The organism is Streptomyces sp. NPDC006174, from assembly GCF_040614075.1.
Lineage (GTDB): Bacteria > Actinomycetota > Actinomycetes > Streptomycetales > Streptomycetaceae > Streptomyces.
Genome location: NZ_JBEXTJ010000013.1, coordinates 1 through 14,780 on the forward strand (window position 1 = coordinate 1; position 14,780 = coordinate 14,780).

General features: G+C 69.8%; 14 protein-coding genes and 1 pseudogene. 5 read left to right on the forward strand and 10 right to left on the reverse strand.

Features of this window, described 5'->3' with window-relative positions; all coding sequences use genetic code 11:
- Positions 1 to 1,071, forward strand: a 1,071-nt coding sequence (locus ABZ267_RS26375) for a heavy metal translocating P-type ATPase (RefSeq protein WP_356751254.1), incomplete at its 5' end; no start/stop codon positions are given.
- 551 nt (positions 1,072 to 1,622) lie between these two features.
- Here ABZ267_RS26375 and ABZ267_RS26380 read toward each other — a convergent pair.
- The 3 genes and pseudogenes from ABZ267_RS26380 to ABZ267_RS26390 all read right to left on the reverse strand — a co-directional run.
- Positions 1,623 to 2,921: a citrate synthase gene (locus ABZ267_RS26380; RefSeq protein ID WP_109165615.1), complete on the reverse strand. Its 1,299-nt coding sequence runs from the start codon at positions 2,919 to 2,921 to the stop codon at positions 1,623 to 1,625.
- Between the two features lie 214 nt (positions 2,922 to 3,135).
- Complete coding sequence (locus tag ABZ267_RS26385) at positions 3,136 to 5,361, reverse strand: ATP-dependent RecD-like DNA helicase (RefSeq protein WP_356751257.1); 2,226 nt, start codon at positions 5,359 to 5,361, stop codon at positions 3,136 to 3,138.
- Positions 5,362 to 5,587: 226 nt separating this feature from the next.
- Positions 5,588 to 5,692, reverse strand: a pseudogene (locus ABZ267_RS26390) (RNA-guided endonuclease TnpB family protein); the annotation flags it as partial.
- A 25-nt stretch (positions 5,693 to 5,717) separates the two neighbouring features.
- On the opposite strand from ABZ267_RS26390, the gene ABZ267_RS26395 reads away from it, so the two are divergent.
- Positions 5,718 to 5,882, forward strand: coding sequence for a hypothetical protein (locus ABZ267_RS26395; RefSeq protein ID WP_356751553.1), 165 nt, complete (start codon positions 5,718 to 5,720; stop codon positions 5,880 to 5,882).
- Between the two features lie 236 nt (positions 5,883 to 6,118).
- On the opposite strand, the gene ABZ267_RS26400 is transcribed toward ABZ267_RS26395, so the two are convergent.
- The 4 genes from ABZ267_RS26400 to ABZ267_RS26415 form a co-directional block, all read right to left on the reverse strand.
- Positions 6,119 to 6,571 (reverse strand): hypothetical protein, encoded by a 453-nt coding sequence (locus tag ABZ267_RS26400; RefSeq protein WP_356751259.1) that lies wholly within the window; start codon positions 6,569 to 6,571, stop codon positions 6,119 to 6,121.
- A gap of 435 nt (positions 6,572 to 7,006) precedes the next feature.
- Positions 7,007 to 7,201, reverse strand: coding sequence for a hypothetical protein (locus ABZ267_RS26405; protein ID WP_356751260.1), 195 nt, complete (start codon positions 7,199 to 7,201; stop codon positions 7,007 to 7,009).
- A 243-nt stretch (positions 7,202 to 7,444) separates the two neighbouring features.
- On the reverse strand, positions 7,445 to 8,182 hold the full coding sequence (locus ABZ267_RS26410) for a class I SAM-dependent methyltransferase (protein ID WP_356751262.1): 738 nt from the start codon (positions 8,180 to 8,182) through the stop codon (positions 7,445 to 7,447).
- 80 nt (positions 8,183 to 8,262) lie between these two features.
- Positions 8,263 to 8,763: a TspO/MBR family protein gene (locus tag ABZ267_RS26415; protein ID WP_356751264.1), complete on the reverse strand. Its 501-nt coding sequence runs from the start codon at positions 8,761 to 8,763 to the stop codon at positions 8,263 to 8,265.
- 537 nt (positions 8,764 to 9,300) lie between these two features.
- Here ABZ267_RS26415 and ABZ267_RS26420 point away from each other — a divergent pair.
- Both ABZ267_RS26420 and ABZ267_RS26425 read left to right on the forward strand, forming a co-directional pair.
- A complete protein-coding gene (locus ABZ267_RS26420; protein ID WP_356751532.1) occupies positions 9,301 to 9,642 on the forward strand; it encodes an RNHCP domain-containing protein in 342 nt (113 codons plus the stop codon).
- Between the two features lie 53 nt (positions 9,643 to 9,695).
- Positions 9,696 to 10,058 carry an RNHCP domain-containing protein gene (locus tag ABZ267_RS26425; RefSeq protein WP_356751266.1) on the forward strand — a complete coding sequence of 121 codons (363 nt, stop codon included), beginning with the start codon at positions 9,696 to 9,698 and terminating at the stop codon, positions 10,056 to 10,058.
- Positions 10,059 to 10,418: 360 nt separating this feature from the next.
- On the opposite strand, the gene ABZ267_RS26430 is transcribed toward ABZ267_RS26425, so the two are convergent.
- The 3 genes from ABZ267_RS26430 to ABZ267_RS26440 are packed head-to-tail and all read right to left on the reverse strand — an operon-like array spanning position 10,419 to position 13,551.
- Positions 10,419 to 11,252 (reverse strand): sugar phosphate isomerase/epimerase family protein, encoded by an 834-nt coding sequence (locus ABZ267_RS26430; protein WP_356751267.1) that lies wholly within the window; start codon positions 11,250 to 11,252, stop codon positions 10,419 to 10,421.
- Positions 11,249 to 12,403 (reverse strand): dihydrodipicolinate synthase family protein, encoded by a 1,155-nt coding sequence (locus ABZ267_RS26435; RefSeq protein ID WP_356751269.1) that lies wholly within the window; start codon positions 12,401 to 12,403, stop codon positions 11,249 to 11,251. The genes ABZ267_RS26430 and ABZ267_RS26435 overlap by 4 nt, the downstream gene beginning before the upstream one ends.
- Complete coding sequence (locus ABZ267_RS26440; RefSeq protein WP_356751271.1) at positions 12,400 to 13,551, reverse strand: Gfo/Idh/MocA family oxidoreductase; 1,152 nt, start codon at positions 13,549 to 13,551, stop codon at positions 12,400 to 12,402. Before ABZ267_RS26440 ends, ABZ267_RS26435 begins: the two co-directional genes overlap by 4 nt.
- 110 nt (positions 13,552 to 13,661) lie before the next feature.
- Here ABZ267_RS26440 and ABZ267_RS26445 point away from each other — a divergent pair, with 110 nt between their 5' ends.
- Positions 13,662 to 14,738, forward strand: coding sequence for a LacI family DNA-binding transcriptional regulator (locus ABZ267_RS26445; RefSeq protein ID WP_356751273.1), 1,077 nt, complete (start codon positions 13,662 to 13,664; stop codon positions 14,736 to 14,738).
- Positions 14,739 to 14,780: the final 42 nt, after the last annotated feature.

A 14,780-nucleotide genomic window follows, 5' to 3' on the forward strand; every position in this document is an offset into this window, starting at 1 on the left:
GTCCTGATCATCGCCTGCCCCTGCGCGCTCGGCCTCGCCACTCCGACCGCACTCATGGTCGGCACCGGCCGAGGCGCACAACTCGGCATCCTCATCAAGGGCCCCGAAGTCCTCGAAACCACCCGCCGCGTCGACACCATCGTCCTCGACAAGACCGGCACCGTCACCACCGGCAAGATGACGCTCCTCGCCGTCCACACCGCCGACGGCACCGACGAGAACGACCTCCTGCGGCTGGCCGGAGCGCTGGAGCACTCCTCCGAGCACCCGATCGCACAGGCCGTGGCGGCAGGCGCCGCCGACCGCCTGAACGGAACCGCTCTGCCCACGCCCGAAGACTTCACCAACCTCCCCGGGCTCGGCGTCCGAGGCACCGTCGAAGGCCGCACCGTCCTCGTCGGCCGGCCCCGCCTCCTGGCCGACGCGGACATCGCGCTCCCGCCGGAGCTGGCCGCCGCCGTGGCGGAGGCCGAGGAGCAGGGACGTACAGCGGTGGCCGTCGCCTGGGACGGACGGGCCCGGGGCGTGTTCGGGGTGGCCGACGCTGTCAAGGACGGCAGTGCGGCCGCCGTGGCCGAGCTGCGGGCCCTGGGGCTGCGGCCCGTGCTCCTGACCGGCGACAACCGGGCGGTGGCCGAGGCCGTGGCCCGCGAGGTGGGCATCGACGAGGTCCACGCCGAGGTGCTCCCGGAGGAGAAGGTGGAGGTCGTCAAGGGCCTTCAGGCGGCGGGCCGGAGCGTCGCGATGGTCGGCGACGGGGTCAACGACGCGGCGGCTCTGGCCACGGCAGATCTGGGGCTGGCGATGGGTACTGGGACGGATGCGGCGATCGAGGCGAGCGACCTCGCCCTGGTTCGTGGAGATCTCAAGGTGACAGCTGACGCAATCCGTCTTTCCAGGCGTACTCTTTCCACCATCAGGGGCAACCTCTTCTGGGCCTTCGGGTACAACGTCGCGGCTCTGCCCCTGGCTGCAAGTGGCCTGCTCAACCCTATGATCGCGGGAGCCGCCATGGCGTTTTCGTCCGTGTTCGTCGTCACGAACAGCCTCCGGTTGCGTGCCTTCACGTAACTTCCACAAAGAGATTTAGATCACACCGGATTCAGGGTAACCATCCGATGGGTTCATGAGTCTTAGAGTGCGATGCCAAGGATGTCTTGGGGGACGTCCGATGGAGTGTCTTGGGGGACGCTCCTGTGGCAAGCGTTGAGCCGGGGCACGTGCACCGGGGAGCTTTGAGCGGCCCTCCCGTGCGTACGTACCCCGGCAGACCGCAGCACAGCACAACAACGGGAGCTCCGGCTCCCTTCAGACGCCCGGCCGGATCCCGTGGGGGGAATCCGCTCCGGGATATGGGAAGCGCCCCGACCGTCGACCCGTGGGGGGATCGGCGGCGGGGCGTTTCTCGCTGTTCACGGGCGCTCAGGACGCACGCCTCCCGGGCCGCTCAGGACGGCCTCCCGCCACCGGCCCGACGCCACAGCCCCGGAAACGCCGAATCGCCCCGGACACCGCGCTCTGTGCGAAGCGCGGTACGCGGGGCGAAGGCAGTCGGCCGAAGAGGCCGGGCGTTACGAGGGTGCGAAACCCGGTGATGCGGTGGTACGAGTCCGGAGCGCGGGTCAGCGGCCCTCGACCGGGACGAAGTCGCGCAGGACCTCGCCGGTGTAGATCTGGCGCGGGCGGCCGATGCGCGAACCCGGCTCCTTGATCATCTCGTGCCACTGGGCGATCCAGCCCGGAAGGCGGCCGAGCGCGAAGAGCACGGTGAACATCTCGGTCGGGAAGCCCATGGCCCGGTAGATCAGACCGGTGTAGAAGTCCACGTTGGGGTAGAGGTTGCGCGAGACGAAGTAGTCGTCGGAGAGCGCGTGCTCCTCCAGCTTGAGCGCGATGTCGAGCAGCTCGTCGGACTTGCCGAGCGCGGACAGCACGTCGTGCGCGGCAGCCTTGATGATCTTGGCGCGCGGGTCGAACGACTTGTACACCCGGTGGCCGAAGCCCATCAGGCGGACGCCGTCCTCCTTGTTCTTCACCTTGCGGATGAAGGAGTCGACATCGCCGCCGTTGGCCTGGATGCCTTCGAGCATCTCCAGCACCGACTGGTTGGCGCCACCGTGCAGCGGGCCCCAGAGCGCCGAGATGCCGGCGGAGATCGAGGCGAACATGTTCGCCTGCGAGGAGCCGACCAGACGGACGGTGGAGGTCGAACAGTTCTGCTCGTGGTCCGCGTGCAGGATGAGCAGCTTGTCCAGCGCCGAGACGACGACCGGGTCCAGCTCGTACTCCTGGGCGGGGACCGAGAAGGTCATGCGCAGGAAGTTCTCGACGTAGCCGAGGTCGTTGCGCGGGTAGACGAAGGGGTGCCCGATCGACTTCTTGTACGCGTACGCCGCGATCGTCGGCAGCTTCGCCAGCAGGCGGATCGTCGAGAGGTGGCGCTGCTCCTCGTCGAACGGGTTGTGGCTGTCCTGGTAGAACGTGGACAGCGCGCTGACCACCGAGGACAGCATGGCCATCGGGTGGGCGTCACGCGGGAAGCCGTCGAAGAACCGCTTGACGTCCTCGTGCAGCAGCGTGTGCTGGGTGATCTCGTTCTTGAAGGTCGCCAGCTCGTCGACCTTCGGGAGATCGCCGTTGATCAGCGTGTACGCGACCTCGAGGAACGACGAGCGCTCGGCGAGCTGCTCGATCGGGTATCCGCGGTAGCGCAGAATGCCCTGCTCACCGTCGAGGTACGTGATGGCGGATTTATAGGCGGCGGTGTTGCCGTATCCGCTGTCCAGCGTCACCAGGCCGGTATTGGCCCGGAGCTTCCCGATGTCGAAGCCCTTGTCGCCGACGGTGCTGTCGATCACCGGGTAGGTGTACTCGTCATCGCCGTACCGCAGTACTACAGCGTTGTTGGTGTGCTCGCTCACGTCATCCCTCACCGACGTAGTGCCTCTTCTTCGAGGTGCCCTGACTGTCTCCACCCTCCCCCATTCGGCTCAGGAGAGTGCACTCGGGGTCGTCCATTGGACCTACTGGCGGCACTGAGTGCCGTCAACTTTCTCATCCTGCCCCCTTGACTGCGGTTCCGGAAGACCTCCGTGATGTTTCCCACCGATTTGATCGATCATTTTTGTGCACGGGTCACGAGAAGTCTTCGCCCGAGCCGCCCCGGAGCCGGAAATCCAGTGCCGTACAGCGTCTGCCTGCGGAAACCGTGCGGACTGCCTGGCCGATCGCCTTACGGGACCCGACCAGCACGACGAGCTTCTTGGCGCGCGTCACGGCCGTGTAGAGCAGGTTGCGCTGGAGCATCATCCAGGCGCTGTTGGTGACGGGGATGACGACGGCCGGATACTCGCTGCCTTGGGAGCGGTGGATCGTCATGGCGTACGCGTGGGCCAGCTCGTCCAGCTCGTCGAAGTCGTAGCCGATCTCCTCGTCCTCGTCGGTGCGGACGGTGAGCCGCTGTTCGTCCAGGTCAAGGCCGGTGACGACGCCGACCGTGCCGTTGAAGACGCCGTTCTCGCCCTTGTCGTAGTTGTTGCGGATCTGGGTGACCTTGTCGCCGACACGGAAGACGCGGCCGCCGAACCGCTTCTCGGGAAGGTCGGGCCGGCCGGGAGTGATGGACTGCTGGAGCAGCCCGTTCAGCTCGCCCGCACCTGCCGGCCCTCGGTGCATCGGCGCGAGAACCTGCACGTCACGGCGCGGGTCGAGACCGAACTTGGCCGGAATGCGGCGGGCCGCCACATCAACCGCCAGCTTGCCGGCGTCCGCCGTCTCGTCCTCCACGAAGAGGAAGAAGTCGCTCAGCCCTTGGGTGAGCGGCGGTTGTCCGGCGTTGATCCGGTGCGCGTTGGTGACCACGCCCGACTGCTGGGCCTGGCGGAAGATCCTGGTCAGCCGGACGGCGGGCACCGGGCTGCCCTCCGCGAGCAGGTCGCTCAGCACCTCTCCCGCACCGACCGAGGGCAGCTGGTCGACGTCGCCCACGAGGAGGAGGTGGGCACCGGGTGCCACCGCCTTCACGAGCTTGTTGGCGAGCAGCAGATCGAGCATCGACGCCTCGTCCACGACGACCAGATCCGCGTCCAGCGGCCGGTCCCGATCGTACGCCGCGTCCCCGCCCGGCTTCAGCTCCAGCAGCCGGTGCACGGTGGACGCCTCGGCACCGGTCAGCTCGGCCAGCCGCTTGGCGGCCCGCCCGGTGGGCGCGGCCAGCACCACCTTCGCCCGCTTGGCCCGCGCCAGCTCGACGATGGACCGTACGGTGAACGACTTCCCGCAGCCGGGCCCGCCGGTCAGGACGGCCACCTTCCGGCTGAGCGCCAGCCGTACGGCCGCCTCCTGCTCGGGCGCCAGAACAGCACCCGTACGCGTGGCGAGCCAGGCCAGCGCCTTCTCCCAGTCCACGTCCTGGAAGCCGGGCATCCGGTCCTCACCGGTCCGCAGCAGCCGCCGCACCTGCTCGGCGAGCGACAGCTCGGCCCGGTGGAACGGCACCAGATAGACCGCGGTGATCGGCTCACCGCCCTCCGGCGACGGCACCTTCTCCCGTACGACACCCTCCGGATCGGCCGCCAGCTCGGCCAGGCACTCGATGACCAGCCCGGTGTCGACCTGGAGGAGCTTGACGCCGTCCGCGATGAGCCGCTCCTCCGGGAGGTAGCAGTGGCCTTGGTCGGACGACTGCGACAGGGCGTACTGCAGGCCCGCCTTGACCCGCTCCGGGCTGTCGTGCGGGATGCCGACGGCCTGAGCGATCTTGTCGGCGGTGAGGAAGCCGATGCCCCAGACGTCGGCGGCGAGCCGGTAGGGCTGGTTCCGCACGACGGAGATCGAGGCGTCCTCGTACTTCTTGTAGATACGGACGGCGATGGAGGTCGAGACACCGACGCCCTGGAGGAAGACCATGACCTCCTTGATCGCCTTCTGCTCCTCCCACGCGGCCGCGATCATCTTCGTGCGCTTGGGGCCGAGGCCGGGAACTTCGACGAGCCGCTTCGGTTCGTTCTCGATGATGTCGAGGGTGTCGACGCCGAAGTGGGTGGTGATCCGGTCGGCCATCACCGGACCGATGCCCTTGATCAGTCCCGAGCCGAGATAGCGGCGGATGCCCTGGATGGTGGCGGGCAGGACGGTGGTGTAGTTCTCAACGGTGAACTGCTTGCCGTACTGGGAGTGCGAGCCCCAACGGCCCTCCATCCGCAGCGACTCACCGACCTGCGCGCCGAGCAGCGCACCGACCACCGTGAGGAGATCCCCGGCCCCGCGCCCGGTGTCGACGCGGGCGACCGTGTACCCGTTCTCCTCGTTGGCGTACGTGATCCTTTCCAGGACCCCTTCGACGACGGCCATGTTGGACATGACCCGACGCTACCGCCCGCCACTGACAGTGCGGTTCACGGCCCGGAAAGCGGCCTACGCCGCGGGCCCGCCGTCCCGGTACTCGTTCGCGACCAGAGCGTCCATGGTCGACCACAGCCGGCCGATGAAGTCCTCGAACCGCTGGATCTCCTGCGACGAGTACGCGGCGCGGCCGCAACGGCAACTTCTGAATCCTCCCCTTCCGAGCGAGAAGGGGATTCCTGGCTCAGGCCGCCTCCTGCAGCGCTCCAGGAGGTCTTGTGCCATCAGCACCAGCCGGGGTGAGACCAGCCCGGACGAGCATGACGCGTGCGGAGTTCTTGTCCTGTGGAAACGGGCGGAAATCCTCGACAGCGATGGCGATGGCGTCGCGGTCGCGGATGACCTCCTTGCTGCACGTGCTGCTGTTCGAGGCTGGAGCCCACTCCCTCCAGCAGAGCCTGTTGACGCTGACGAGCTTCGCGGACTCCGCTCCGGTGGCGTACGTCGAGGGCTTCCAGACAGGCAAACTTGATGGATGATCCACGCTCGGTGGCGTTCAGCCGCACGGCCTACGATCTCGCTCTGAGCGATGCGTTGTCGCACCAGGAGTCGGTGGCCCGTGTGCGGGTCGCGGCGGTGGTCCCCGCGCGAGCGGGGGTGTTCCGATGCCGAGCTCCCAGAGGTGTGCCGGGTCGATGTGGTCCCCGCGCGGGCGGGGGTGTTCCGGTCGGGGCTGGGGCAATGGCTGGCGCCCGCACGTGTCCCGACGAGTCACTTACAAGTCGAGCACCGCCCACACCCGCCGACCGTCCTCGGCAGTGTCGGTTCCGCACGTCACCGCACCCAACCGGGCGAGTTCCGGCAGCACCCTGTCGTCCGCGACCGCATGGACCGGTTGGTGCGACAGAGCAACGATCAGGGCCTGACGCCCTTGGTCAGCGAGGTGTACGGACACTCTGCGGCCGCCGCCCGCGACCGCCGTACGCACCAGCAGTTCCGTCAACTCCGCTGCTGCCCGGCCCGCTTCTCGGTAGCCCCACTCCTGCAGCCGAAGCAGCACGTGGCTCGAGGCCTTCTTCGGGGTCCAGGCTGCGGCCTCCAACTGCCAGTTCGCGGACCGCCGGTTCCGCACCACCATCCGAGCGTCAACTGCGGCCGCGAGGTTGGTATTCGGGCGCCTCGGCGGAGGCGGAGTCTTCGGCGGATGGTTAGGGGTGTTGTCCGACACGATGGCTCTCCAGGATCGGCGCGGACGCCCATCGTAGGACCGGGTGTTACAGCTCGCGGTGGCGATCGACCAATCCTTCACCCGTACAGGTTGGCTCTGACGAGCGCGGCGTTGCGGGGGCGGGCATCCGGGAGGAGGAGTCACTGACTGATCGCTCTGCGACAGCTCGTGGGCGGGGGCCGTCAGCAAAACAAGGGTCAGGTCCGAGAGGAGTTCCGCTCTGTCACCATGTATTGGTGAGTGACACACTCTTGAGTCAAGGACTGGCAAAGCCCCTGTAAGCGTGCAGGTCAGGAAGAGTTGTCCCTGCGCGGGCGGGGGTGTTCCGCACCGGTTCCCCATCCAGCCGCCGCTCGGATCGTTGTCCCCGCGCAGGCGGGGAGAGAGCCCCTGCCGTACGCCCAGTAGGCCCGACCCGCTCGCGGGCCGCGAAGGTCAGACCGAAGGTGTCAGCCTCTTCGCCGTGCTGCAGTGGGCCGTCCTCGTGTGGCGCCACAATTGGATCACCGTCAACGTGAACAGCGCTGCGAACGCCACCAACAGGATCGCCACGATTCCGGTCTGGCGGCCGCCGCCGGAGGCTCCTTGGCGGTCCAGTTGGAGGAGCAGTCCCAGGAGGCAGAGCGCCATTCCGCCTGCGTAGACCGAGCGGACTCGGCGCAGTTGGCGTACAGCGCGAGGGGCGAGGGCTACACGCTTCATGAAGGCCATGTGCGCCTGATACCCCGGAGGCGGCCGGACACTCGCCGTTGCAGCCGTTCGGGGGTGCGGGCCGCCGCACCCCCGAACGGTGGAGGTGAGGGCCGGTTCCAAAGCCCTCGGGTGGTATTCGGAGCTGGTGGTCCGGTGGATTGGTTCCGGCGGAGAGAAATTTCAGGTGGGCTTACGCCATACCGAGATGTGCTTCGTGGAGTCCTGGGCGAACGGCGCTCCGTTCCAGTCCGCGACCCGGCGTTCCAGCCCCAGGCTCGCGATCCTCGCCATCAGGTCCAGCTCCGCCGGCCAGGCGTACCGGTGGCGGGAGTTGCCTCGGCGGTAGCGGCCGTCGGCCTCGCGGGTGAAGTGGTTCGAGACCTGCATCTGCTCGACCAGGTCGAACGTGTCGAAGCCGAGATGCCGCTCGGACACGTCGAACGGCACCGCCGTCCGGCCCGGCGGCAGCGACCGTAGCGGCGGCACCTCCAGCTCGACGACGAAGCGGCCACCGGGCTCCAGATGGCGGGCCGCGTTGCGGAAGCACTCCACCTGCTCGTCCTGCGTGAGCAGGTTCGAGATGGTGTTGTAGACGAGGTAGACCAGAGTGAACTCGCCGGGGACGACCGTGGTCGCCATGTCCCCGATGGTCACCGGGAGCGTCTCCTCGCCGATCTTGCGGCGCAGCACCGCCGCCATGGGTTCGGACAGTTCGATGCCCGCCACCGGTACGCCACGTCCTCGCAGTGGTACGCCCACGCGTCCCGTCCCGATGGCGAACTCCAAAGCCCTTCCCTCTCCGGCCAGTTCGGCCAGGAAGGTGAGCGTCGGGTCCAAGACGGCGAGCGAGGAGTTCTCGGCCTCCTCGGTGTCGTAGCGGTCGGCGGTCTCACGGGTCCACAGTTCGCTGCTTGTCACGGACAGGCACTCTGCCGGGCGCCCTGGGGCGCTGTCGACGTGTTAAGCCCTCGTCCGAGTCGCGCCCGCGCCCAGCGGGATCAGTTGGCCGGCCAGAGCGCCAGGTTCAGCGCCGCCGCGTAGCCGACCCAGAGGAGGTACGGCACCAGCAGCCAGGCGGCGCGCCGGTCCACCCGGGCCGAGAGCAGCGCGGTGGTCACCACGGCCGCCAGCAGCAAGGCGATATCGAGGAAGGCCAGCCCGTACTGCTCGGCCGCGAAGAACAACGGCGTCCACAGCGCGTTCAGCGCCAGTTGCACACCCCACGCCACGAGCGCCGGCCGGCGGCCCGGGACTGGGCGGCGGGCCACGAGCCAGCCCGCCACCGCGATCATCCCGTACAGCACCGTCCACACCGGGCCGAAGAGCCATCCGGGCGGCGCCCAGACGGGCCGGTCCAAGGCGGAGTAGGTGCTGCCCGCGTCGCCCGTGGCGGACGCGCCCGCGGCGGCGACGCCGTAGCAGAGGACGAGCAGCAGCAGGAGCGTCAGCCAGCTCCGCCGGCGGGGCGGGGCCGCTGCGGTGGCGGAGGTCGATGGCACGGGCGCGCTCCTGTTCCTCGGGCCGGCGCCCGGGGCCGGCGCGCCGCACGGCGACGAGTACCCCAGCCGGTGCCCTTCACCCGGAGCGACGGAAACGGACAGAGGAGCGAGCTACAAGGAAGTCGGCAGGCAGCGAGCACAAGGGAGCGGCCAGGCAGCGAGGGAGGGAGGGAGCACGCCGCGCTTTATTCGGTGGTCCGTCTCCCGCTCCCGTTGTTACGGTGCTCGCGCCTCCATCGCGGTGCCGACCGCGGGTGACCTCTGGGCCGTCGTGCCCTGGAAAGCAGTTGATGTATGCCCAGGCCAGTGACTCCGAGCCTCCCTCGTCGCGCCTACGGCGCCGGGGCGACCGGGCCTGACCACGGCATGTGCAGCCGTACGTCCACCGACTGCTGACCCTGCACCGCGTCCCGCCGTTCTCCACGCGCCCCGGCACGCCCTGACGCGAGGGTGCTCGGTACTTCCCTGCTGCCTTTTCCTTAACCTTCGGCAAGGAGTATCCGGGTGTCATTCGACCACCCCCAGCACCGCTCAGCCATGTCCTCCCTCTCCACCTTCACCTGCGTCCGCTGCGGCCTGACCGTCGCCGCGTCCGCGCCCGACGGCAGCCGGCGCAACCACTGCCCCAGCTGCCTGCACTCCCAGCACCTCGTCGACCACGCCGAGGGCGGCCCCTCCGACTGCGAGGGCCGGATGACACCGATCTCCATCGCGGTGCTCCGCACCGGTGACTGGATGGTCGTCCACCGCTGCGTGCGCTGCGACGAGCTGACCTCGAACCCGGTCTGCGGGGACGACAACCAGCTCATCCTGATGCGGATGGCCGTACGTCCGCTCGCGCAGCCGCCGTTCCCGCTCGAAGCGTTCGGTGACCTGTGACGCGGCGTGGAGGCCGGTCGGCCGGGCCTCGCCGTCCTCAGCGTCCCAAGGACGTGCTCCACGGGCCCGCCGGTACGCGCGGTGACGCGTTCCGGTGTGTCGGCTGCCGGCTCGATGTCCCCCTTGTCGCGCCGGGCACGGCCCATCGCAACCACTGCCCGTCCTGCCTGGTCAGCCTGCACGTGGACCGGCGGGTTCCGGGCGACCGGGCGGCGGGCTGCGGCGGCCGGATGACGGCGCTGAGCCTGTCGGTACGGCCGGACGGGGAGTGGATGCTCATCCACCTCTGCCTGACCTGCGGCGAACTCAGCGCCAACCGCATCGCGGGCGACGACAACGCCTTGGCGCTGATCCGGCTGGCGCTGCGGCCCCTCGCGGACGCCGGTATCCCCGCGCGGGTGATGCTCGCGCTGTGATGGGGAGGACGTCACCGAGAGCGTGATGCGGAGGACGTCACCGGGAGCGTGATGCGGAGGTGGTGGCCGGGCCGTGATGTGGAGGAGGTGACCGGGCCGTCCGGTCATCGCCGGGCGGCCCAGGCGCCCGGCCCACGCCTCGCCGGCACCAGCCCCGTACAGCAAGAGTCCCGCACCGGCCCGATAAAGCAAGAATGGGGTCCGGCCTCGCGGCCGGACCCCCCTCGCTTTCCCCCCGTCGGGCCTTCCCGTTCCCCCCGGACCCCTCCCCGGAAGTCCCGACACCATGTGTGACCCGGGAGGGTACGTAAAGGTTGCAGCCCTTTACGATCTCTTTACCTTGCGCCTCGATCAGCGCTCTCAGCAGGCATGTTGCCCATAGCGCTCCGCCACCTCGGCCAGCACCTCCGCGCCCTCCCGGGCCCACAGCGCCTCGTTGAAGATCTCCACCTCGATCGGGCCGTCGAAGCCCGCCGCCTCCACCTGCGTACGGAACGCGCGGAAGTCCACGCTGCCGTCGCCCAGTTGGCCCCGGCCCAGCAGAACTCCCGCCGGAAGCGGCGTGATCCAGTCGGCCAGCTGGAAGGAGTGGATACGGCCTCCCGCTCCGGCCCGGGCGATCTGCGCGGGCGCCTGGTCGTCCCACCAGACGTGGTACGTGTCGACGACCACGCCGACCTGCTCGGCCGGGAAGCGCTCCGCGAGGTCCAGGGCCTGGGCCAGAGTGGAGACCACGCAGCGGTCGGACGCGAACATCGGGTGCAGTGGTTCGATCGCCAGGCGTACGCCGCGCTCCGCCGCGTACGGAGCCAGTTCGGCCAGCGCGTCCGCCACGCGTTCGCGAGCGCCGTGCAGGTCACGGCTGCCGGGCGGGAGGCCGCCGGAGACAAGGACCAGGGTGTCCGTGGCGACGGCCGCCGCCTCGTCCACCGCACGGCGGTTGTCGTCCAGGGCTTGAGCCCACTCGGCCGGGTCCAGCGCGGTGAAGAAGCCGCCTCGGCAGAGGCTGGTGACGGTGAGGCCCGCGTCCGCCAGGAGCCTGGCCGTGCGCTCGACGCCGTACGCCTGGATCGGCGCCCGCCACAGGCCCACCTGGCCGATGCCCGCCTTGACGCAGCCCTCCGCCAGCTCGGGCAGCGACCACTGCCTGATGGTCTCCTGGTTGATGCTCAGGCGGGCCGGAGATTCACTCATCGTGCTCCTCCGTGGACCGCCAGCAGTGCGCGCATCCGGCACGCCGCCAGCTCCGGGTCCGGGAACAGGCCCAATTCGTCCGCCAGTTGGTACGCCTTCGCCAGGTGCGGCAGCGAGCGTGCCGACTGGAGGCCGCCCGCCATCGTGAAGTGGTCCTGGTGGCCGGCCAGCCAGGCCAGGAGGACCACGCCCGTCTTGTAGAAGCGGGTCGGTGGCTGGAAGAGGTGGCGGGACAGTTCGACCGTGGGGTCCAGGAGGGTCCGGAAGCCTGTCACGTCGCCTGTGTCCAGCACCCGTACCGCCTGCGCCGCCAGCGGACCCAGCGGATCGAAGATGCCCAACAGTGCGTGGCTGAACCCGCGTTCGTCGCCCGCGATCAGCTCCGGATAGTGGAAGTCGTCGCCCGTGTAGCACCGCACCCCGCCCGGCAGTCGGCGGCGTACGTCGACCTCACGGGCCGCGTCCAGGAGCGAGATCTTGATGCCGTCGACCTTGTCCGGATGTTCGGCGATGACCTTCAGGAACGTGTCCGTGGCCTCGTCCAGGTCGGCGCTGCCCCAGTAGCCCTCCAGCACCGGGTCGAACATCGGGCCCAGCCAGTGCAGGATCACCGGCTCGGAGGCCTGGCGCAGGAGGTGTGCGTACGTGGCGAGGTAGTCCTCCGGGCCCCGCGCCGCCTTCACCAGCGCGCGGGACGCCATCAGGATCGGTTGTACGCCGTTCGCCTCGGCCAGCGCCAGCTGCTCCTCGTACGCGGCGGCGACCTCCGCCAACGTCGGCTCGACTAGAGGCAGTAGCTGGTCCGTGCCGACTCCGCAGGCGATCCGGCCGCCCACCGCCTTCGCCTCCGCCGCCGACCGGCGGACCAGCTCGGCCGCGCCCGCCCAGTCCAGGCCCATCCCGCGCTGCGCCGTGTCCATCGCCTCCGCGACGCCCAGGCCGTGCGACCAGAGGTGGCGGCGGAAGGCCAGCGTGGCGTCCCAGTCGACGGCCGCCGGGTCGTCCGGGCTGATGTCCGCGTACGGGTCGGCCACCACATGGGCCGCCGAGAAGACCGTACGGGAGGTCGGCGGCGCCCCTTTCGGAGCCAGGTCCAACGGGATGGCGCGTGGCGTGTACGGGCCCTGCGGCAGGAGCACCGGAGCCGTCACAGTGTCAGCTCCGGGACCTCGAAGCGGCGACCCTGGGCCGACGACTTCAGCCCCAGCTCCGCGAGTTGGACGCCTCGCGCACCGGCCAGCAGGTCCCAGGTGTACGGCTCGTCCAGCGCCACATGGCGCAGGAACAGCTCCCACTGCGCCTTGAAGCCGTTGTCGAACTCCTGGTTGTCCGGGATCTCCTGCCACTGGTCGCGGAAGGGCTCGGTGACCGGCAGGTCCGGGTTCCAGACCGGCTTCGGCGTCGAAGAGCGGTGCTGGACGCGGCAGTTGCGCAGGCCCGCCACCGCCGAGCCGTGCGTGCCGTCCACCTGGAACTCGACCAGCTCGTCGCGGTTGACCCGTACCGTCCAGGAGGAGTTGATCTGCGCGACCGCACCGCCCGCCAGCTGGAAGATCCCGTACGCCGCGTCGTCGGCGGTCGCCTCATACGGCTTGCCGTGCTCGTCCCAGCGGCGCGGAACGTGCGTCTGCACATGGGCCGTTACGGAGGTGACCTGGCCGAACAGCTCATGGAGCACGTACTCCCAGTGCGGGAACATGTCGACGACGATGCCGCCGCCGTCCTCCGTACGGTAGTTCCAGGACGGGCGCTGGGCCTCCTGCCAGTCGCCTTCGAAGACCCAGTAGCCGAACTCGCCTCGCACGGACAGGATCTCGCCGAAGAAGCCGCCGTCGATCAGGCGCTTCAGCTTCAGCAGGCCTGGCAGGAAGATCTTGTCCTGGACCACGCCGTGCTTGATGCCCGCGTCCCGCGCGAGGCGGGCCAGGTCGAGTGCGCCTTCGACGTCCGTGGCCGTCGGCTTCTCCGTATAGATGTGCTTGCCGGCCGCGATCGCCTTCTTGATCGCTTCCACCCGGGCCGAGGTGACCTGGGCGTCGAAGTAGATGTCGACCGTGTCGTCCGCGAGCACCGCGTCCAGGTCCGTCGACCACTCGGTCAGCCCGTGCCGGGCCGCCAGCTCCTCCAGGGCGTGGGCGCGGCGGCCGACGAGGACGGGCTCCGGCCAGAGCACCTCGCCGTCGCCCAGGTCCAGGCCGCCCTGCTCGCGGATCGCGAGGATCGAACGCACCAGATGCTGCCGGTATCCCATCCGACCCGTGACGCCGTTCATGGCGATGCGCACTGTCCTGCGTGTCACGAAGTTCCCTCCATACAGCCGTAGCAAGCGCTTTCTATGGGAGATGACGCTAGCCTGCGGACAGCGGCCGGACAAGAGGGGCGCCGCACGTGACCTCACGGAGGAAAGCGATGACAGTCACCCTGGCGGACGTGGCGGCCCGCGCCCGGGTGTCCCCGGCCACCGTCTCCCGTGTGCTCAACGGCAACTACCCGGTCGCCGCCTCGACCCGGGAACGGGTCCTGCGCGCGGTGGACGACCTGGACTACGTGCTCAACGGGCCCGCCAGCTCGCTGGCCGCCGCCACGTCCGACCTGGTCGGGATCCTGGTCAACGACATCGCCGACCCCTTCTTCGGGATCATGGCCGGGGCCGCGCAGACCCAGATCGGCGGGCCCGGCGACGGTTCCGGGCGGGCGGGCGGCGAGAAGCTGGCCGTCATCTGCAACACCGGCGGCTCGCCCGAGCGCGAGCTGACCTACCTCACGCTCCTCCAGCGCCAGCGCGCCGCCGCCGTCGTCCTCACCGGCGGCGCGGTCGAGAACGCCGACCACCAGGCCGCGATGGCCGCGAAGTTGGCGAAGATAGCGGACGCCGGCACCCGGATCGTCTTCTGCGGCCGGCCGCCGCTCCCGGACGGGGACGCGCTCGTCGCCGCGCTCGCCTTCGACAACCGGGGCGGCGGGCGGCGGCTGACCGAGCACCTGATCGCGCTCGGCCACCGCAGGATCGGTTACGTCGCCGGGCCGCCCGAACGGACCACCACCCGGCACCGGTTGGAGGGCCACCGCGAGGCGCTGCGCGCCGCCGGACTCGACGCGGAGGGCACGGAGCAGGAGCGGCTCACCGTGCACGGGCCCTACGACCGGCGCTCCGGCTACGAGGCCACCCTGGAAACACTGCGCCGGGATCCCGGCATCACCGCCGTCGTCGCCGCCAACGACACGGTGGCGCTGGGTGCTTGCGCCGCCGTGCGGGACCAAGGGCTGCGCATCCCGCAGGACATCTCGGTGGCGGGCTTCGACGACCTGCCGTTCTCGGTGGACGCCGTCCCCGCGCTGACGACCGTACGGCTGCCGCTCTTCGAGGCGGGTGCGCGGGCCGGGCGGCTGGCCATGGGCAAGGAGGATCCGCCGCCCGGTGGCATCGCCACCATCGCGGCCGAGCTGATGATCCGGGGGTCGACGGCTCCGCCGCGGGCGGGGTGAGGCGGGCCCCCGGTCACCGTACCGCCCCCTCCGCCGGCAGCG